This window comes from Bacteroides sp. (assembly GCF_030151085.1).
GTDB lineage: Bacteria > Bacteroidota > Bacteroidia > Bacteroidales > Bacteroidaceae > Bacteroides.
On record NZ_JASLER010000081.1, the window covers coordinates 40644 to 62943 of the forward strand.

The 22300-nt window shown below is 41.8% G+C and carries 11 protein-coding genes; 8 read left to right on the forward strand and 3 right to left on the reverse strand.

All coding sequences use genetic code 11. From position 1 onward, the window contains the following. Positions 1 to 7: 7 nt before the first annotated feature. From Q1W14_RS16295 to Q1W14_RS16325, 7 genes are all read left to right on the forward strand, one after another. On the forward strand, positions 8 to 2209 hold the full coding sequence (locus Q1W14_RS16295; RefSeq protein ID WP_300703306.1) for a glycoside hydrolase family 3 N-terminal domain-containing protein: 2202 nt from the start codon (positions 8 to 10) through the stop codon (positions 2207 to 2209). Between the two features lie 8 nt (positions 2210 to 2217). Further along, entirely contained in the window at positions 2218 to 3315 is a 1098-nt protein-coding gene (locus Q1W14_RS16300) for a hypothetical protein (RefSeq protein WP_300703307.1), read from the forward strand. A 142-nt stretch (positions 3316 to 3457) separates the two neighbouring features. Further along, positions 3458 to 5458 carry a glycoside hydrolase family 97 protein gene (locus Q1W14_RS16305; protein ID WP_300703309.1) on the forward strand — a complete coding sequence of 667 codons (2001 nt, stop codon included), beginning with the start codon at positions 3458 to 3460 and terminating at the stop codon, positions 5456 to 5458. A 161-nt stretch (positions 5459 to 5619) separates the two neighbouring features. Beyond that, positions 5620 to 5757 carry a hypothetical protein gene (locus Q1W14_RS16310; RefSeq protein ID WP_300703311.1) on the forward strand — a complete coding sequence of 46 codons (138 nt, stop codon included), beginning with the start codon at positions 5620 to 5622 and terminating at the stop codon, positions 5755 to 5757. Between the two features lie 8 nt (positions 5758 to 5765). After that, entirely contained in the window at positions 5766 to 6236 is a 471-nt protein-coding gene (locus Q1W14_RS16315; RefSeq protein ID WP_300703314.1) for a CYTH domain-containing protein, read from the forward strand. Between the two features lie 31 nt (positions 6237 to 6267). After that, a complete protein-coding gene (locus Q1W14_RS16320; RefSeq protein WP_300703316.1) occupies positions 6268 to 7566 on the forward strand; it encodes a DUF4010 domain-containing protein in 1299 nt (432 codons plus the stop codon). Positions 7567 to 7716: 150 nt separating this feature from the next. After that, positions 7717 to 10245: an outer membrane beta-barrel family protein gene (locus Q1W14_RS16325; protein ID WP_300703318.1), complete on the forward strand. Its 2529-nt coding sequence runs from the start codon at positions 7717 to 7719 to the stop codon at positions 10243 to 10245. A gap of 114 nt (positions 10246 to 10359) precedes the next feature. Here the strand turns inward: Q1W14_RS16325 and Q1W14_RS16330 are convergent, their stop codons facing one another. Both Q1W14_RS16330 and Q1W14_RS16335 read right to left on the reverse strand, forming a co-directional pair. After that, complete coding sequence (locus tag Q1W14_RS16330) at positions 10360 to 12270, reverse strand: PQQ-binding-like beta-propeller repeat protein (protein WP_300703320.1); 1911 nt, start codon at positions 12268 to 12270, stop codon at positions 10360 to 10362. Between the two features lie 1376 nt (positions 12271 to 13646). Next, on the reverse strand, positions 13647 to 17723 hold the full coding sequence (locus tag Q1W14_RS16335; protein ID WP_300703323.1) for a two-component regulator propeller domain-containing protein: 4077 nt from the start codon (positions 17721 to 17723) through the stop codon (positions 13647 to 13649). A gap of 228 nt (positions 17724 to 17951) precedes the next feature. On the opposite strand from Q1W14_RS16335, the gene Q1W14_RS16340 reads away from it, so the two are divergent. Further along, the gene (locus Q1W14_RS16340; RefSeq protein ID WP_300703325.1) at positions 17952 to 19607 is read left to right on the forward strand and encodes a glycoside hydrolase family 43 protein; all 1656 of its coding nucleotides are present in this window, start codon (positions 17952 to 17954) and stop codon (positions 19605 to 19607) included. A 16-nt stretch (positions 19608 to 19623) separates the two neighbouring features. Here Q1W14_RS16340 and Q1W14_RS16345 read toward each other — a convergent pair whose 3' ends face one another. After that, entirely contained in the window at positions 19624 to 22260 is a 2637-nt protein-coding gene (locus tag Q1W14_RS16345; RefSeq protein ID WP_300703326.1) for a family 43 glycosylhydrolase, read from the reverse strand. Positions 22261 to 22300 lie beyond the last annotated feature (40 nt).

Here is a 22300-nt window from a genome sequence, read left to right on the forward strand (position 1 = left end):
TATACCCATGATAAGAAGAATATTTGCACAATCATGCCTCGTCATTTTTGCGGTAGGGGCTATGGCACAAAACCAAGTGAAAGATGCCAAAATGGATCCTTTTATTTCCAATCTGATGCAGAAGATGACATTGGAAGAGAAGGTAGGACAATTAAACCAATATGCTGGTGGTTTTGCTACGGGACCTAATAATACTCGTGTCAGCCGTACGGAAGATATAAGCAAAGGTTTGGTAGGTTCTCTGTTGAATGTTTCGGGAGCGGCCAATACCCGTAAGTACCAAGAGGCTGCTATGAAATCACGTTTGCAAATACCATTGATTTTCGGGCTGGATGTAATTCATGGTTTCAGAACCGGTTTCCCTTTGCCGTTGGCGGAGGCTGCCAGTTTCGATCTCGATGCTATAGAGAGAGGTTCCAGATGTGCTGCTAAGGAAGCTGCTGCAGCCGGTCTGCATTGGACATTCGCTCCGATGGTAGATATCAGTTGGGATGCCCGTTGGGGACGTGTGATGGAAGGTGCGGGAGAAGATCCATACTATGGGGCTAAGGTAGCTGCTGCCCGTGTGCATGGCTTGCAAGGCAATGACTTGTCGAAAGAGAATACAATACTTGCTTGTATCAAGCACTTTGCCGGATATGGTGCACCTGCTGCCGGAAAAGATTACAATAGCGTGGATATGTCGATGGGGCAATTCGCTAATTTCTATATGCCGCCTTACAAGGCTGGAGCTGAGGCAGGTGCGGCTACATTCATGAGTGCGTTCAATGACTTCAATAACGAACCGTCTACCGGAAGTAGTTTCTTGTTGCGCGATTTACTGAAGAATCAATGGGGATTCAAAGGATTTGTGGTTTCCGACTGGGGTTCGGTAGGCGAAATGATGAATCATCGCTTTGCCAAAGATGAAAAAGAAGCTGCTTATAAAGGAATCACCGCCGGACTGGATATGGAGATGGAAAGTGGATGTTATGCCAAAACTTTGGTATCATTGGTGAAAGAAGGCAAAGTACCGATGGAGTTGGTAGATGACGCAGTTCGCCGTATTCTGGAACAGAAATACAAACTCGGCCTGTTCGATGATCCTTTCCGTTATTGCAATGAAGAAAGAGAAAGCACGGTTATCGGTTCCGAAGAGTCACGTCGCGAAGCCCGTTATGTGTCCGAACGTTCGATGGTATTGCTGAAGAATGAGAATTCGGTACTTCCGCTTTCTTCTTCCGTAAAGAAAGTAGCCTTGATTGGTTCGCTTGCTAAATCACAGAAAGATATGTGCGGAGCTTGGTCGTGTGCCGATGTAAAGAAAGTCATCACTTTGTACGAAGCAATGGAGAAACGAGGAGTAACCATCAACTACAGCGAAGGCTACGACTTGAAGACGAATGAAATAGTGAATCTGGAAAAGAGCTTGGAAGCTGCCCGCCAGTCGGATGTAGTGGTGGTAGCTATGGGCGAACAGGCTTGGGAAAGTGGCGAAATGCGTTCGAAAGGCGATATTTCGATTGCGGCAGGTCAACAACAGTTGGTGGCGGAACTAGTGAAAACCGGCAAACCGGTAGTGGTACTGATGATGTGCGGTCGTCCGGTTATCTTTAACGAAGTACGGCGTGATGCCCCCGCTATTTTATGCACCTGGTGGTTGGGAAGCGAAGCAGGGCCGGCTATCTGCAATGTATTATGGGGTGAATACAATCCTTCGGGCAAACTTCCAATGACGTTCCCTATGCATAACGGACAGATTCCTTTACACTATCAACAGAAGAGCACCGGTCGTCCTACGGCGTTGGGCGGATGGTGTGCCAAATATATTGATATCCCTACCGATCCTGCTTATCCTTTTGGATATGGTTTGTCTTATACTACTTTCGGTTATTCGGACATCAAACTGCTGCCCGGCAATGGTAAGGATGTGCGTGCACGAGTGGCGGCGACGGTTACCAATACAGGCAAATACAGTGGTGAAGAAGTGGTGCAACTCTATGTACGCGATGAGGTTGCTTCCATCACCCGTCCCATTAAAGAACTGAAAGGTTTTGAGAAGATAAGCCTGAAACCGGGTGAAAGCAGAACCGTTACTTTCGACGTGAAGGACGAACAACTGGGCTTCTACAACAATCAGATGAAGTATGTAGTAGAAGCTGGCGATTTTACCTTGATGGTAGGCGGCAACAGTGCCGACTTGCAATCGGTTAGCTATACATTTAATTGATAACAGGCATGAGAACGAATTGGAAAAAGATGTGGGCGCTTCTTGTCCTGCTGGCCCTCTTCACAGGAGTGCAAGCAGAAACGCTACAGCCTGTACAAACAGCAACGAAGGCTCAATCATTGGATACAATTGACTATAAAGTATTTGTAGCAGTTGATAAAGCTGCCGTAGAACATTGGGGAGGAAAAGAAGCCTATCAGTCCAAACTGAATACCTTTTTCGACCAAGTAAACGATTTCTGGAACAAGGCAGGGCAGGGTAGGTTCAAGTATTATTTCCGCTATTTGCCCGACTTGCAGGTGGTCTATGATTGCTCTTCCCGTCAGTTGGAGAATGTGTACAAGCACAGTGCCGGATTCCCCAATCACGACGTACTGCTGATTATCGACTCCCTATTGGATCATGACGATGAAGAATCCGGCAAAGGCTGGTATTGTGGCGGTGGTGAGGATGATGTAACCATTGTGGTCTGCCGTAGCCGTAGCAATACGGAACATGAAGATTTGTTCGGCATCGACTATTTTTGTCGCGGAGTGGCACACGAACTGGGACACTACCGTGGAGTGACCGACCTTTACGCCGACCGCATCCGTGAGAAGAACAACCCGGTGAACAACATAGGTTACGAACCCGATTCTTGTGTGATGAATAATCACTATAAGACCTATAAATGGAGTTCGTATGCTGTGAATATTATCAATCACACGGCTCTCTCCAAACATCCGGCACGTGACTTCCCCGGTTTCTTCAAGCAGATGTTTCCGCAGAATCTCGAAGTTTCGGTGAAGGTAAAAGGCAGGAAGCAAAAAGGGGTATTGTTGAGTCTATATGGTTCGCGTGCCGGGTTCAACGACCTGATAGCAACTCCTTATCGTTCCTATCAGACCGACAAACAGGGGCGGTTTCTGATAACGGGAGTTCCCGATTTGTATGATTCGCCCAAAGAACCGTTGCACACCGATAAATTGCCCTACAACCGCTGGTTCACCTTCTTGCTCGAAGCAGAGTACAAAGGAGAAAAGAAATACGTGTGGCTTCCGGAGTACGAAGTGCAGCAAACATTCTTTGAGAAGAAAGATACCTATCAGGTAGAGATTGATTTCTAAGAGATAGAGTTTCAAGCAAGGAATTTCTTAGTAGTTTGCATTTGAATGGCAAGATAAAATGTCTTGTTATGGCTCTGCTTTTGCCTTTACTTCGAGGCTCATACTTAAAATAGAAAGGTATAATATATCAACATATTAGTTTATGAAACACTTAATGAAGAAACTGTTGCCGGTTCTAATGGCTGTAGCACCTTTGTCCGTATCTGCGCAAAGTGTGTATGAATTGAAAGACCCTATGGGTAAAGTACAAGTAAATGTGAGTGTGACCGATAAAGATGTCAGCTACTCAGTGCTTCACGAAGGAGATATCATGATTGATCAATCTCCCATATCCATGACATTGACGGATGGTACAGCTTTTGGTATCAACCCCAAAGTAAGGAAAACAAGCCAGCGTTCGGTAAACGAAACGATTTATCCTCCTGTTTACAAAAAGAAATCAATCGAAGATCGGTTCAATGAACTGACTATTGACTTCCGAGGCGGTTATAGCCTTGTATTCAGAGCATACGAAGACGGTGCCACCTATCGTTTCGTTTCGAAGCTGAAAAAGCCCTTTATGGTAGCGAGCGAACAAGCCACTTTCTGCTTCCCCAATGATGCGAAAGTATATGTTGCTTCTCCGAAAGGCCGTATGAATGAAGGTAAAAAAGATTCTTTCTACAGTTCCTTCCAGAACACGTACCTGCAAACGAACCTATCGGCATGGAGCAAAGACGAAATCGCTTTCCTGCCTGCACTGGTCGAGGGCAAGAATCAGAAGAAAATATGTATCACTGAAGCCGATCTATTGAACTACCCGGGTATGTATGTAAGAAGTGGAGCGAGTGGCGCCTCGTTCGAAGGTGTATTTGCCGCCTACCCCAAGAAGATAGTCGACGAAGTGCGCGGACTGAAAGGCGTAGTGAAAGAGCGTGAACCATTCATTGCCAAAGTAGACGGTGCAACAGCTTTCCCTTGGCGTGTTATGGTGATTTCGAAGAATGATGCCGAGTTGTTGTGTAGCGATATGGTTTACAAACTTGCCACTCCTGCCCAGCCTGCCGACTACTCTTGGATTAAGCCCGGCAAAGTGGCTTGGGACTGGTGGAACGACTGGAACATCTTCAACGTAGATTTCCGCGCAGGCATCAACAATGAGACTTATAAATATTACATTGATTTCGCCTCCAAGTTCGGCATTGAATACGTTATTTTAGACGAAGGATGGGCAGTGCCTGGCGAGGCCGATTTGTTCAAAGTGATTCCTGAGATTGATTTGAAAGAGCTTATCAGCTATGCTAAAAGCAAGAATGTAGATTTGATATTGTGGGCAGGTTACCGTGCTTTCGAGAAAGACATGGATAACGTCTGCAAGCACTATGCCGCAATGGGCATCAAAGGCTTCAAGATAGACTTCATGGACCGTGACGACCAATTGGTAGTCGACTTCAACCACAAAGCTGCTCAGGCGGGGGCGAAGTATAAACTGCTGATCGACCTGCATGGAACCTTCAAACCTACCGGATTGCAACGTACCTATCCCAATACCATTAATTTCGAAGGAGTACATGGATTGGAAGAACTGAAATGGGCGGAACCGGGAACGGATCAGGTAGTTTATGACGTTACAGCGCCTTTCATCCGCATGGTGGCAGGTCCGCTTGACTATACACAAGGAGCGATGAACAACGTCATCATGAAAAACTTCCACGCCGTCTATACCGAACCGATGAGCCAAGGAACCCGTTGTCGGCAACTAGCGCTTTACACCATTTTTGATTCTCCGGTCAATATGTTGTGCGATGCACCCACCAATTACCTTAAAGAAGAAGAGTGCACCAAGTTCATTGTTGGCATTCCCACCGTGTGGGAGAAAACGCTTCCTATTAGCGGAAAGGTAGGCGAATACATCGTCATGGCTCGCCAAAAAGGTGATACTTGGTATGTAGGCGGCTTGACTGACTGGACGGCACGTGATGTTGAAGTCGACTTGTCATTCTTGGGCAAAGGTGAGTTTAAAGCTGAAATCTTTAAGGATGGCATCAATGCCGATCGCGTAGGCAAAGATTATAAGCGTGAGGTACAAAGTGTATCGGCAGATAAAAAGATGAAACTACACATGGCTCCCGGAGGAGGATTTGTGGTGAAGATAACCCGATAAGCGGGATTTATTGATAGGTTATGTTGCCTCTGATATGGAAAGTGTCTGTATCAGAGGCAATATTATTTTGTATCTCCGAATTTTCTTTCTCATTCATTTGGAATCTTCCCGAATTTCATCTTACTTTGTTTATCGTTGAACTTTAAACTATAAGAAACACCATGGGAAAGAGTAAAAAGAAAGTAATGCACAGCCAGAGAGAAGAGAAACAAGCTCAGAAAGTATTGTTGATTATCGGAGTTTCTGCTTTGATTTTAGTACTTGCGATGTTTGTAGGCTACTCCTTCCTGGCAAAATAAATCTGGATATGCCGCAAGAGATAGAACGTAAATTTCTAGTAACGGGAGATTATAAATCACAAGCATACGCGCAGAGCCACATCGTGCAAGGTTACATCAGCAGTGCACGCGGAAAGACTGTGCGCGTACGCATTCGTGATACTAAAGGTTATCTCACTATTAAAGGAGCTGCTAATGCATCGGGTACCAGTCGTTATGAATGGGAAAAAGAGATTCCCCTGAATGAGGCAGAAGATTTGATGCAATTATGCGAGCCGGGTGTCATTGATAAAACCCGTTATTTGGTGCGTAGCGGCAAACATACCTTTGAAGTGGATGAATTCTATGGAGAGAATGCCGGGTTAGTAGTAGCAGAAGTGGAACTCTCTGCGGAGAATGAGTCTTTTGATAAGCCTGATTTCATTGGGCAGGAAGTAACGGGCGATGTTCGTTATTACAATTCGCAACTGATGAAACACCCTTTTACTACGTGGGAATAAACCAATCGGATGCCGTAATTGTTAAATCATTATGGAGAAACTTTACGACTATCTCCCCCGAGAACTGGTTACATTTATCTTAGTTACCATCTTCTCTTTACTGATCGGGCTTTCACAGCGGAAAATCAGCTTGAAGCGCGAAGGGGAAACCACGCTTTTCGGAACCGACCGTACTTTTACTTTTATAGGTATTTTGGGCTATCTGCTCTATATCCTTGATCCTATCAATTACCGTCTTTTTATGGGTGGTGGAGCTATTCTAGGCTTGTTGTTGGGTTTGAACTACTACGTCAAACAATCGCAATTCCATGTATTTGGAGTCACTACCATTGTTATCGCTCTGATCACTTATTGTATTGCACCTATCGTTGCCACACAACCTTCGTGGTTCTATGTCATGGTCATTGTGACTGTGCTCACACTCACCGAGTTGAAGCATACTTTTACCGAACTGGCGCAGCGCATGAAGAATGACGAAATGATTACGCTAGCCAAATTTCTTGCTATCAGCGGTATCATCTTGCCGATGTTGCCCAATGATAACCTTATTCCCGGAATTAACCTGACGCCCTATAGCATCTGGTTGGCAACCGTCGTTGTATCGGGCATTTCTTATCTCTCTTATTTGCTGAGGCGCTATGTTTTCCGTGAATCCGGTATCTTGGTATCGGGTATTGTGGGTGGTTTGTACAGTAGTACGGCTACCATTTCCGTATTGGCACGTAAAAGCCGTAAGGCATCTCCCCAAGATGCTCCCGAGTATGTGGCGTCCATGTTGCTTGCTGTAAGTATGATGTTTCTTCGGTTCCTGATACTGATAGGCATTTTTAGTCAGGAAACACTTCACACGATCTATCCCTATCTGCTGATTATGTCGGCTGTATCGGCAGGAGTGGCCATGTTTCTTCACTTCAAGCATAAGCGGAAGTATAATTCCGGTGAATTAGAGGAGGAGGAAGACAGTAGCAATCCGCTGGAATTTAAAGTTGCACTTATATTTGCCATGCTCTTTGTGGTATTTACTATCTTGACGCATTATACGTTAGAGTATGCGGGTACAAGCGGACTGAATTTATTGTCTTTTGTATCAGGTTTCAGTGATATTACTCCATTTATTCTGAATTTACTGCAACAAAGTACGGGCAGTGTGGCAATGCTCGTTATTACAGCTTGCACCATGCAGGCCATAGTCAGCAATATAGCGGTGAATATGTGCTATGCACTGTTCTTTGCCGGTGGGAAAAGTGCTTTGCGTCCATGGATATTGGGCGGGTTCGGTTGTGTCATTGCAGTCAATATTTGTTTGTTGCTATTCTTTTACTTCTTGTAAATCAATTGCTTTTTGCTTTTTTAACTCCGAAACTCTCGTAAATATTGGAAAAGAGGCTACTTTTGCCGAATTCGTTGTGACAAATCCCGAACGAGAAACGTCTAATACCAAGACAATAATTTTAGAATAGTCACTAAATACAAAGACGCAATGAAAATTAAATTGATCGTGCTGCTGTGGATACTGATGTTATCCGGGCAAGCAGTGGCACAAAACACGGCAAACACTTCTTTTCAAATTAAAGGAATCTTGCTTGATTCGCTCACCCAAGAGGGTGAACCTTATGCCACCATTAAAATTGTAAAGAAAGAAGCACCTGCAAACGCTTTGAAGATGCTGGTTACGGACATGAAAGGCCACTTCCAGGAGAAAGTGCCTGGTACGGGTAATTTTGTAATGACCATTACTTCTGTGGGGCGAAGTAATATAGTGAAGGATTTCACGGTGAAAGCAGGTGAGAAGTTGGTGGATTTCGGTACATTGTACATAACGGATGCTTCCAATGAATTGGGGCAGGTAGAAGTTATCGCTCAGAAGCCTTTGGTGAAGGCGGATATTGACAAGATAGAATATAATGTACAGGATGACCCTGACTCTAAATCAAATACTGTATTGGAGATGCTTCGAAAAGTTCCTTTGGTAACGGTGGATGGAGAAGATAATATTAAGGTGAACGGCAGTAGCAGTTTTAAGGTACATGTCAATGGAAAGCCTAATAATATGATGAGCAACAATCCGACGGAAGTATTGAAGAGTATGCCTGCTAATAGCATCAAGCATATTGAGGTAATTACCAATCCGGGAGCTAAGTATGATGCGGAAGGTGTGGGTGGTATCTTGAACATCGTTATGGTAGGTAGTGGCTTTGAGGGGTATACAGCCACTTTTAGCGGTAATGCCAGTAATACAGGTGTTGGTGCTAGTGCGTATGCTACCGTCAAGAAGAATAAACTGACTGTTACCGGTAATTACAGTGTAAATTATAACAATCGTCCGAAAAGCTACTCAAATGATACACGCGAGAACCTAGATGAGAAAGGCGAAACTGTAAGTCGGGTGATGAGCAACGGCTCTAGTGATAATAGCGGTACTTTTCAGCACGGTAATATTGAGGCAAGTTACGAGATCGACACGTTACGTCTACTCACCATGTCAGTCGGAATGTACGGTGGTAACAATGATGGCGATGGCATTTCGGATGCTTTCATGACGAATGCTGCTTCTAATACTCCGGTGTATAAGTATAACACACGCAATAACAATAGTAGTTCTTGGTATTCCATTCGTGGTAATATTGACTATCAACGTACGTCTTCCAAAGTGAAGGATCGGATGTTTACCATTTCTTATAAGGTTAGCACACAACCTCAGACATCGGATGGTTATACTCATTTCTCTTACGAGAAAGATGAAATGACGGATGAATGGTTATCCTTCTTGCGCTTGAAGAATCTGCGGTCAGATGGAAAACAAAACAGTGCGGAGCATACATTCCAGGCTGATTATACAACCCCAATAGCAAAGATACATACTGTGGAGGCTGGTATGAAGTATATAATTCGTAATAATACCAGTGAAGATTGGCGTTACGAGGCTACAGGCGATAGCTATGAATTGGATAAAGAACGCAGTAGTGATTATAAGCATCTGAACGATATTCTTGCCGGATATTTAGGTTATTCGGTCAAGGTAAAGAAAGTCTCCCTGAAGGCAGGATTGCGTTACGAACGTACCATGCAGAATGTGAAGTACATTGTTGGAAAGGGGGATGACTTTAAGGTGAATTTCAATGACTGGGTACCTTCTGCAACTGTGGGCTATAAACTGACTGATATGTCGAATATCCGTTTAGGGTATAATATGCGTATTTGGCGTCCGGGTATTTGGTACCTGAATCCTTACGTGAATGATGTAGATCCTACAAACATTTCAATGGGTAATCCTAATTTGGAGAGTGAAAAGAGCCATGCATTCAATCTGAGTTACAGTAACTTTACTCAAAAGTTCAATATTAATCTTTCCGCACGCTATTCGTTTAACAATAGTGGAATAGAGCGGGTTACAGAATTACTGCATTCAGGTGATAAGATTCCGGGATTGGGTACCATAGCCGAGAAAGATTTACTTTTCTCTACTTACGAGAACATTGGTCGTAGTAAAAATGGAGGTTTGAGTGCATATATCAACTGGAATGCATCAGCTAAAACACGTATTTACATGAACCTTAGTCTCGATTATTCTTATTTGAATAGTCCGGCACAAGACTTAACAAATAGTGGTTGGAGTGCTTTTGCTTATGGAGGTGTTCAGCATACTTTCCCTCTTGATATTCGTGGCAGTTTGAATCTGATGGGAGCTACTCCTTATGTTATGTTGCAAGGTAAGGGTAGTAGTTTTTATGACTACAATATTAGCGTCAACCGTTCTTTCTTGAAAGAGAAGAGACTGACACTTACCGCATTTGCTGGTAACTTCTTCCAGAAGTATATGGATAATAAAAATACGCTCGAAGGAGTAGGTTTCCGCCAAGAAAGTAATTATAAATATTCTCGTATGCGTTATGGCGTGAGCGTTAGCTACCGTATCGGCGAGTTGAAGGCAAGCGTGAAGAAAGCTGCACGTACTATCAGTAATGATGATGTGAAGAGTGGCGGCGAAGGTGGTGGTGGCGGTGAGTAACCCTCAAGGCTAATCATATAGAGAAGCTGTAAGAAGAGAGTAAATTCTCCTTCTTACAGCTTCTTTTATTTATTAGTATGTCGGAACTTTCCTTTTTATTGATTAGACACTTTCTTATTTCTTGGGAAATCTAAGGCAGGTTACGGTACCGTCCATAGTCATAACGATAAGACGGTTCGGGCATGTACACTTTAATGAAGTTACTGCCGAATGCGATACCTTATGACTCCATGCTATCCCACTTCCATCTGTCCGCACGGCATGAACGACGCCGAATTCGGTAGGGATGAATACATAATCTTCGGTAGTTTCCATACGGGTGGGGATGAAGTTGCTTTCGTAAGGCATCAATGTATTCCAAAGTGGGGTGTATGTACCTTTGGATATATCTACAGCGGTGATGTTATTTTTAATACCTTTGATGTACATCGTCTTTCCATCCGGTGAGAAGCCTAAAGACTCCCGACCTTTTGCCTCGTCCGATGCCCAAAGAAGGGTTCCGTCTTGCGGGTTGAAAGCACGGACAAAGTAGTCGGAACTGAGGACGATAATCTGTTCTGCCTGAGTTCCATTCTTTGCGTAGGGCAATGCTACCGGCCAGCAAGCGCCGGGTGAAAAGTATCTTCCTCGTTTGGTATCGAACTCCCAAACCTTCTTCCCCGTTGTCCGGTCGAAAGCATAGAACATAGCTCCCCAAGTCCCGATATAAACCAGCTCTTTGTCTATGGCGGGACGGGATTCGATATATCCGTTCAATCCTTCGGTAACCCAATTGAGTGTACCGTCTGCCAGGCGGATGGAGTAAAATTTCCCATTACTGCTGCCTATATAGATGGCTCCGTCCGCTACCACGGGACAAGCAACAATTGGATAATTTGTATTGTACTTCCAGAGGGTAGTACCTTTCTTTTTATCTAATGCATAGATATAACCGTCGCAAGAGGAAACGATAACTAGTTTTGGGGTTATGAAAGGTGCGGAGAATATCTTGTTTCCGGTAGCATAAGTCCAAAGGGTTTTTCCGGTGCGGACATCTAGCGCATGTACCATTCCTGCTGTATTGGTATAGATGTACAGGTTTTCGTCGATACTGCCTTGTGAGGCTACATCGGTTATATCCTTCATTTTCCAGACTTCGCGGATGGAAGGGTAGGCGGCGTTGATGTTGAAATCGGGACGGTAATAAACAGTGTCTTCTTTTTCCTGAACGACTGCAAGAGGGATTGTGTTCCATGCCGGAAGTGTTTCAGTTTTGATGATGCGTTCATTGAACCTTATAGTATCCTTTGCTACTGTTACCAGATTGTAGCCGCCTATCGGATCTTTCCTGCGCAGGGAGGAGCGACCGATTACACCGGGAATACCTTCGGCATCGTACGCCCTGTTTGCATGCAGATGTCCGGCAAGGGCAACTTGGATATTGCGTGTTTTCAGGATGTCGATCACTTCGTACCAATTACTCAAATCTTGATTGAGGGGGAAGTGGTTGACGAAAATAATGGGTTGTTCCTTGGGCGTGGCGCGTACAATAGAGTCCAGCCAAAGAATTTCTTCGCGTGGAATGTGCGGAGGACCCATGCGCAGACTAGGACCGGCTCCGCAACCAATGAATCTCATACCTTTCCAGTCATAGCAAAAGTGAGAGGCACGGAATACTTTATCAAACATAGTACATCCGTTTTCGCTCCAGTTCACGTCGTGGTTACCGGGTAGCAATAGGTAAGGTTTCTTGAAATTCTTCAGAATATCCTGTAACATATAGAACTCTTTCGTATCACCGAATTCCGTAACGTCCCCGCTGAGGATAGTAAAATCTATAGCTGGATTAGCATTGATGTCTTCGATAGATTGCCGGAGGTCGTCTTCGGCATACGCAAAAGAGTTGAGGTGTACATCGGTGAGCCAAGCGAAAGTAAAATTGCTCTTTTCTCCGGTTGGGGAACTATTCTTCGGTACAGAAGAATTCTGCCCGTAAGTAATCACGGACAATGCCATCACACAGATGGCTAGTAAGATACGTTTCATGATGATGATGGATATATGTTCTTAGCAAAGGTAAGTCTTTTCTTGTTGACTAGAGTGTTTTATGCTCTTTTATTCGCAATTAGAATTCGCTCTCTACACAAAAGTTTGTTTTTGAAAAAACATCTGCCATCTGCCACCTTTTTGCTTATATGCTTCTGATAACTAAACTACTACAGTGTTGCAGATACCTGTTGCAGATAGGTGGCAGATGTTTTATCTGCAACACATATACTTGTAAATAGTGTAGTACCATAGAACGCTTATGGCAGAACTATCATTTCAGGTTGCAAGTAATAAGTTAATATGTTAGTTCATAGTGCTAAACATTTTGTTTTTTAGTATAAAAACACTTTGTTTTAAATAAGAAAATAAATAGTTTTAACCTATAGAAATGATTTGTTTTGTACGTTGAAACGAGTTGTTTCATTATTTGAAACAAACTGTTTCTCTAGTTGAAACGGATCGTTTCCTTAAAAGAAACAGAATATGTTGACTGCTAATGGGATACTGATCCTACTATTACCATATCACATTTAACTCATAAACCGTCAGGAATGCACTAATTGCTCTCGTGCAAAATATATTTGCGCAATATCTTTCTTATTGTCTTGCCTTTTTCTTACATTTGCATTGTACTTCAAATAGAAGTACGCTTTATTGATTCGGTTTTGTGTTCACTGAAACTGCAACTTCTTAATGAACATACAAAACTGAATAAGTGCTTCGTATGTTTAATCGAACTTACGATAGGCGCACCTATTCAGTTTATAGTATGTTCGGGTTGTTGCAGACCTCAGTGGACCTTAAACTGCTCTGGGTGCGTTCTTTTAGTTCTACGAATATGCGAACAGTTATTATAAAATTCTACAGAGTACCACATTTCAATCAAAGTCTTGATTGGTACAAAATCGCCTTGTTCATTCAAAGAGGCAAGTCTTCTACCGTATATATTATAAAGACGCGTGATAAAAAGGTGTTTGAAGCCTTGACTTCGTCCTGTATGCAAGAAGTGAGGAATGAACTTTGCAATATCGCAAAGAAGCTGATTGGTCGATCCTATTTATTCGAGGTCACATTCTCTTGTCTCTATTCTAAGATGAATTCGTATCAATGTCAAATGAGAAACTATCATAAAACATGTATATTATGAAAATGCCTTGTTCTTTAAATCCATTTATTAGAATTATAGTACCTATTCTACTTGTAATTATAGCATTGTGCTTTTGGATACATGCAGAAATCAGATTTTATGAAACCAAAGTTGAGCAGAAGTGGATGAACTATTATTATGAGAAGATAATTGAATTTCAAAAAGAGAATCAGTCCCATAAAACTTTGGAGAAAGATGAATGGGACGGATATAGGTGACATTCTTATCAATTCTTATTCATATACTCTTTTGGAGACATACCATACTTCTCTTTAAAGGAATTGGAAAAATGCGATAGGTTTGTATATCCTACAGCGTATGCAACTTCTGATATCGTCATTTTCTTATTCTGATCCAACAAAGAAGCAGCTTGCTGCAATCGAATGTTTTTAATGAAATCATGCGTTGATAAATTAGTGAGTTCTTTCAACTTACGATGCACATGTACTCTACTAAGTCCAACTTCCGAGGCAAGCATCTCAACATTCAGTTCCGGATTGCTGAAATGTTTATTCACCACTTTCATAATTCTATCCATTAAGACCTCGTCATTCGATTTCATTGAAATCTTCTCTATTTTGTCTTCTTGTTGCTGTGCTCCGCTGAATTTATTACGCAATAATCTCCTATTAGTTATTAAGTTGGCAACCGTCCTTTTTAGCAGTTCTGTGTTAAAAGGTTTCACGATATAGCCATCGGCACCCGTTTCCATACCCTCCAAAGTATCTTCCATTCTCGACTTTGCAGTCAATAATATAATAGGTATATGATTAACATTAGTATTCTGCTTTAATTTATGGCACAATGTCAAGCCATCCATTTCAGGCATCATAATATCGCTGATAACCAGATCAGGCATTTCTTTCAGAATAAAATTGTATGCTTCCTTGCCGTTACAACAAGTTGTCACTTTGTAGTCATCCGACAATTCTGTTTTCAGATAAGCTCTGATTTCTTCTTCATCTTCAACCACCAATATCCTTTGACGAGTTTTAGGTTTACTTGTCTGGTTCTCATCCATGTCTTCAATCAAATCTTCTTTAAGATTTGGTAGATGTGAATGCGTCACTGAAAAAGTAGCTTCCTCCATTTCATCTGTTCTTAAATGTTCAGAGCCTAATGGCATACGAATGATGAAGCGGCTGCCTGAAACGTCTGTTCTATTTTCGGCACGAATAACTCCATGATGCAATTGAACCAGCAGCCGAGATAAATGCAACCCAATACCGGTTCCGAAATTTGATTTCGTCACATCATTATCTATTTGATAGAAACGTTCGAAAATACAATCTATTTTATCCTTATCAATGCCGATACCACTATCTGTAACTACAATTTCAAAATAATCACGTAGGGCATCTTTACAAGAAGTATCTCTGCCTACAGAAAGACTAACTTGTATCTCTCCGCCTTCAGGCGTATATTTGAAGGCGTTGGAAAGCACATTCATCAGAACTTTATCAAAATTATTCAGATCGACCCATACGTTCAGCTGGGGTACATCATGCAGAAAAACAAAATTGATATTCTTGTTATGTGCCATGTATTCAAATGGCTGCATCACATCATCAATGAAACCAACTATATCGGTCTCACGAAATTTCAAGAACATTTGCCCCTTGTCCAGCTTTCGTATATCCATCAACTGATTAATTAGTCGGAGAATACGCTGGGCATTACGATATATCATTAAATATGTTTTATGCAGTTCTCCTTTGTTCTCTTGCGCCAATAGCTTTTCCAGTGGATTAATAATTAACGTCATGGGAGTACGGATCTCATGGGATATATTTATGAAGAACTGTAATTTGGCTTCGTTTAACTGTTTATCATGTTCGCGTTTCATAATTTCACGACGATGACGTATACGTGATATTACATTATTTATAATTCCCCATATAAGCAATACCGCCAGCCCTACATAGAGGCAATACGCCCACCACGTTGCATACCAAGGGGAGGCAATCAATATTTTTATAGTATGTATCTCCGAATAATTACCATGATTAATAGCACGTACACGGAAAGTATATTTACCGGGAAGTAGATTATTATATGTTACACGATTCGTTCCGGGTTCTGTTACAGACCATTGATTGCTCAGTTCAACGATCTTGTATTGGTAGACTATCTGTTCCGGATTATTATACTGTAAAGTAGAAAATGCAATACTGAATGTATTATCACTATGTGAAAGCTGGAAGATATTGGCATCTTGCACCGAAGAGTAAATTACAGGCTCTCCACCGGAAAGAGTATTTTTATGTACAGGCTGGTTATATATAAAGAAATCTGTAATGCAAACCTTTAACTCTTTAGAGTCTGTATTTATCTTTTTAGGGAAAAAACTTGTTATTCCATTTACTCCACCAAAATAAATTTTACCAGCTTTATCTTTATAATACGCTCCATGTGTAAACTCGTTTCCTTGTAAACCATCTCCGGAATAGTAATTCACAAAAGAATTCTTTTTTACATCGTATTTACTGATACCTTTATAGGTACTGACCCAAATGTTTCCTTTTTCATCTTCACAAATTCCACAAATTACATTATTCGGCAAGCCATTACTAGTTGTAAATAGTTGCAGCTCACCTGTTTTCTTCGAGAAGCAATAGAGCCCATTTGAGGTACCTGCCCAAATATTTCCTGCACAGTCTTCTGCAAATGCGTATCCAATGCAACCTGTTATTAGCGTATTTGTCTGTTTATAGTTTAAGAAGCTATTTGTTTTTGGATTAAAACAGCTCACCCCCATATAATTTCCTAACCATACGAGTCCTTCACTGTCACAAAAAATAGAGTTTATCCAATCATTTACTAATTCATCACGTTTTAAATCACCTTTTTCATCTTTAGACGATTCAAAGTGTTTCAATTCTTTAGACTGTAAATTATATTGATAAAAGCCGGTGCCAAACATTCCGAAATACAAATTCTTTTCTTGATCCTCTGCAATTGAATATATAATAGAATTATTTATTAGTTGGAAATATTCACATTGTCCCGTAGCTTTATTTAGTTTGGCTAATCCTTGCCCATAAGAACCTATCCATAGATTTTGTTCAGAGTCCTCAAATATACAGATGATAGTTTTAGGTACGGAATTCTCTGAATAATCAGGACTATAATGACGCAACCGTTTGCCATCTGTTCCCAATTCATAAAGACCTTCATTATCTGTACCTACCCATAAATGTTGGTTATGATCTTGAAAAACAGACATAACGCATCCTTGCCCAATGGGATTATAGTAAATTGATTTATTGCCATAATACTCGAATAAATTTTCTTGTTTGGGTACCAAAACAATCCCCTTTTGAAATAATCCTATCCACAAATTACCGTCTCGGTCTTCCATAATAGAATGTACCTTCCCTTCCGAGAAATCTACCGGTGCAGAATTTATCTTATAGTCTTCCAATTGTTCTTTTAAGGGATTATAGATTTTCACTCCCTGTCCATCAGTTCCTACCCAAAGCTGGCCATTCACTATAGACATACAATAGATAGATAGTTTTCCATCTTCACCGTTATAAGGAACGGGCACCATCTGTCCCTTCTTATTATCATATCGTGATAACCCTTCTTTCTGTGTACCGACAAAGATATTTCCCGAATGATCTTCTATAACGGAAGTCACATTGTTATCACTAAATGTAGGATACTTGAAAAATTGCAGTTCCTTTGTTTTCGGTATATAATGAGCCAAACCATTCCCATCCGTACCTATCCAAATCTCCGAACGCGAGTCAATACAAAATTTAGATTGATAAGTACAATTCAACTGCTGAAACAAACTGTCAACAGATACAGCTTGATTCAACAAGCTATCCAAACGAAATAAACCCTGTCCACTGGTACTCAGCCAGATTTCACCGCTACGCAATTCTTGAAAATGCGTAACATGTGGAGTAACCCGCTTACCTGCACGTATCAAAGGGATCTCCCGAAAATTATCCGTTTCCCGGTTATATTCCATAAGTCCATTAATACATCCTATTAGCAAATTATGACGGCTATCCTCAAAAAGCGTACGAACATAATTACTCGTTAGGGAAAGAGAGTCATTGGATTCATGTGTATAATTGGAAAAACTAAGTCCATCAAAACGATTCAGTCCATATTCGGTAGCTACCCAGATAAATCCTTTACTATCTTGGAAAAGTTGATTTATTAAACTGCTTGACAATCCATTTTCTGTAGAATAAAAGTTTCTTGTTTGGGCTTTCAAGAAAGGACATAGCATGAACAATGTTATTGTCATGATCCAGATACATATATACCGGGAAAGTGTTTTCATATTAGTATTTGATATTTATGAGAATAAGCAAAGGTAGAAAAAACTTCTTTATTCTATCAAAATAGATATGCCTTTAAAGGTATTCCAACGCTAAAAGTACGATAAACAAAAACTTATGTAACATACACGAAAGTACATGTTACCTGAATAAAGTTTTGTGCAACATTCTTTTGCTTGATTCAAAGGATAGGGCATTATCTTTGTATCCTGAACTAATACCGTGAAGCAATGAAAAGAGTTTTTCTTTTTTTTATTTTAAATCTATTGATAATTGGGAACAGTTATAGTCAGAAATCTTTTACTGAAAAGAAAGCTGTATTTGACAGTTTTACTTATTCTGTTGATAAAGCGAGGGTAAATATTGATACGGAAAATATTAAATATTCCAATCCCATATTACCCGGTTGCTATCCCGATCCTAGTATTTGCCGTGTAGGGAACGATTATTATTTGGTTAATTCTTCTTTCGCATTCTATCCGGGTGTGCCCATTTGGCATAGTACCGACCTCAAGAACTGGAAACAATTGGGCTACGTACTGAACCGACCTTCCCAACTTCCCTTAAAAGAAGGGTTGCGCATCAGTGGTGGTATTTATGCCCCCGACATAAAATTTAATCCCCACAATAAGTTATTCTATATGATCACTACTGCTGTAGATGGTGGTGGAAACTTCTTTGTCACTACAGATAATCCGAAGAAAGGGGAGTGGAGTGATCCGGTTTTCCTTCCCGAAGTAGGTGGCATCGATCCCAGTTTTCTTTTTGACGAAGATGGCAAGGCTTACATTGTCAATAATGATGCTCCCATTGGAAAACCTTTATATGACGGGCATCGTGCTATCTGGATACGTGAATTCGACTGGAAAAGTGGTTGCACAAAAGGCGAACAAAAACTGATTATCAATGGGGGTGTAGATATTACGCAAAAGCCCAGTTGGATTGAAGGCCCGCACCTCTATCATATTAACGACACTTACTATCTGATGGCTGCGGAAGGTGGTACCGGACCGAACCATTGTGAAGTTATTTTCTCAGGGATTTCCCCTTTCGGTCCTTTCAAGCCTTGTGCGGTAAATCCAATCCTGACACAACGTGACTTGCCTGATGATCGTCCGAATCCTATTACTTGTGTGGGTCATGCTGATCTGGTACAGACACCGGAAGGTGATTGGTATTCGGTATTCCTTGCTGTACGTCCTTATCAGAACGGACACGACGTCATGGGACGTGAAACTTTCTTACTGCCTGTTACATGGAAAGACAATCAACCTATCATTCTTCCTGCCGGAACAACTATGACTTATCATAACCGTCCACTTGCTCCGACTCCACTTTGGACTACAGACGGACTGGCTAATGAGGCATTCTTTATACGTACCCCACAGACCTGCTATTACAAGATAGATAAAGATGGCAAACTGGAACTGAATGCCCGCAGTATCACTCTTGATGAATGGAAACAACCTTCAGCTATCGGACGTTGGATAACCAATAATGAATTTAAGGCACAAACAGCCCTCAATTTTACTCCGGTTTCCACAGATGATTTTGCAGGCATTATTCTTTTCCATAACGATGCTTGTAACATTCGTTTTGGCAAAACCTTGGATACGCAAGGCAAAGCCTGCTTGAAGTTGACAGCTTATAGTCAAGGAAAATGTTCTACGGAAATCATCATTCCGCTATCAGCCGAGGAGGTGAATAAGAAAATCTGGCTGCAAATTGTGGGAGATAATCAGGTGAATTACACATTCAACTACTCTTTCAATCCTGAAGCAGCTTGGATACAAGCAGGTAAACCAGTTTCTGCTGATTTACTCAGTACCCAGACTGCCGGAGGATTTACAGGTACCATGGTCGGTATTTATGCAACTGGAAATTAATGTAAACAACTTAATTTCATGGCAGGCTGTATATGCTATCTTCTATTCTGAAATAGTCAAAGTCTGCATAACCGCCTGCCTCTTTTGTTGCATAGTTGAACAGGGCAAAACGATAGCCCATAAAATGTGGCATAGTGTATTTCATCTTCAAGGAATTGCCGATAGGCTTCCATTCCTTTCCGTCGAGGCTATAGTAGAAGTAACCGATATCCTTCCGGTCCCTGAAGTCGCATTCTGCCTTGAAATAAACCCGATTTTTGTTCAATGGTAACTTTTCCACTTCCACTGGTATTTCCGATTCTCCATTCACCATCACTATATACTTCTTACCCTCTATTATCTTCACACCAACTTGCCCATATTGGAGCTGAAAGAGCGAAAGACCGGCAAAGTCACCCTCCTTTATTCCGGAAACGTCCATATAGACGGAGCCTGAGCAAACCGGACCGATTGTGCGCTGTGTCAATGTGTTCTTAGCCTGCATGAAAGAAGACTCCACACGTCCGGTAGTGAGGCGCAGATACCCCTTTCGGGCAGAAACAGACCAAAGAGAATTATCCGGATTATGATTCCACTGCCATACAAGAGGTAAATCAGCTTCGCCCGGCTGACGTGTAAAGTCATCTGAGTTGACAATTCCCGGGATAAGTCCCTTACTTGCCGGAAGTTCCAACTTGTCAGGAGCTACTCCGTTTACACCTAGTACTGGCCAACCATCTTGCCACTGCACTGGTACCAAATATGGGATACGCCCCACGGAACCGCAATCTTGGAACAGATAGGCAAACCAACGTCCGTCCGGTGTATCTACAAGTCCACCTTGTGCAATTCCTTGATCCTGAAAGATCACTTTTCCTTCATAGGGGCCTGTAATATTGTCGGCACGATGTACCAGCACGGTGCGCATACCGTTTCTTGGCCAAGTAATATTAAACAGATAGTACTTGCCATTAATCTTGAATAATTGCGAACCTTCAGCTCCCAACATGATATCGTTACCTGCAGGAGCACTGGCATTCTCCAGCAATACATGTTCCGTACCGGATTTCACACCCGATAAATCATCCTTCAACTCTGCAATGAACAGCTTTCCATTGCCATAAATCAGATAGATACGACCGTCGTCATCAAAAAAGAAGGAATGATCATGATAAGCAGGCGAGAACTCTATACGTTTCCACGGTCCTTTCTCTACGTCTTTAGTTGTAAAGAAATAGGTTTTATTAGTGGTCTGTGCAAAAGTCGAAACATAATAAATCCCATTGTGAAAGCGGATGCAACTTGCCCACGAACCACGCCCGTATGTATTTTGTCCGTCGTCTAGATTCATGGAAGGAACCTCATCGGATAGTGTATCATACAAATAATTCACTAGCTCCCAGTTTACCAGGTCTTTCGATTTCATAATCGGTACACCTGGTGCCATATGCATCGTGGTGCTGCTCATATAGTAAGTATCGTCTACACGAACGATCGACATATCAGGTACGTCGGCATAAATTAATGGGTTGGATGCTTGTTCGCTATTATATTTAAACAAGTTCGGTATAAATTCATTCAGACATCTACGCCAAGTGAGCCATTCGTGTGCCGTTCCCTGCGATTCATACGAAGCCACATGAATACCCATATCGCGAAGAGACTTAACCAATTGTGCAGTACCCATATTTTCTTCCGTGCCGCAGCCCAAGAAAAGATAATGCACTTTTTGGTTGAAATCGGCTGCGTCGGTAAACACTCCATTAAAAGCATTCTTTATATCCAGACCGAAGATAGCCCCACTGAAGCCACCTATATAAGCAAACTTATCCAAATTAGTAAGTGTTATATCGAACGTTTGTTTGCCGCCCCATGACAATCCTGCCATGGCACGATGCTCCCGATCAGTATAGGTTCGGAATGTTTTATCTATCATTGGGATAAGGTCATTTATTATCAGTGTGGCAAATGAAGCACCATACAAATTGCGTTCTGCATCCACATCCTTTCCGGGACGGGGACGGAAGCCGACTTCAATATCCCCACTCTCCATAACGACAATCATAGGTACACACTTGCCTTCTGCTATCTGATTATCAAGAATGTTGTACATGAGCCCTTGCGTGCTCCAGCCTGTTTCATCTTCCCCCATACCGTGTTGCAGATAGAGCACCGGATAACGCTTTTTCGTGTTCTGTTCATATTCTGCCGGTGTGTAGACTATGCAACGACGGAAACGCTGCTGGCTCTCTGAATAGTAAGTACAAATGCGCACTTGTCCGTGAGGCACGTTCTGAGTACGATAATAATCTCCTTCCTTGCCTTCAGGTACTTCAATACCGCTGGCCATGCGGCTGCATCCAAAGAAAGTACAGCTCATCGGGTCAATAACCGAGAATCCGTCCACCAACAAAAAGTAATAATGGAAACCAACTACTAACGGGTCTGTTTTCCCTGTCCACCAACCGTTTTCGTCTTTGCTCAGGTCATATTTCTTGCCGCATATATCCACTTGAAGACTTTTTACGTCCGGCGAATAGATACGGAAATATGCCCGGTTTTCCTTATCCAAACGCGGATAATCACAACCATGCATATTGGATGGGGCGGGTACTTGTGCAAAAGTTGCTAATGCCATTAAGAAAGATATGCTGATTAACAGGATGTATTTCATAATTTGTTACTTATCATTTAATAGGTTACATACAAATAAT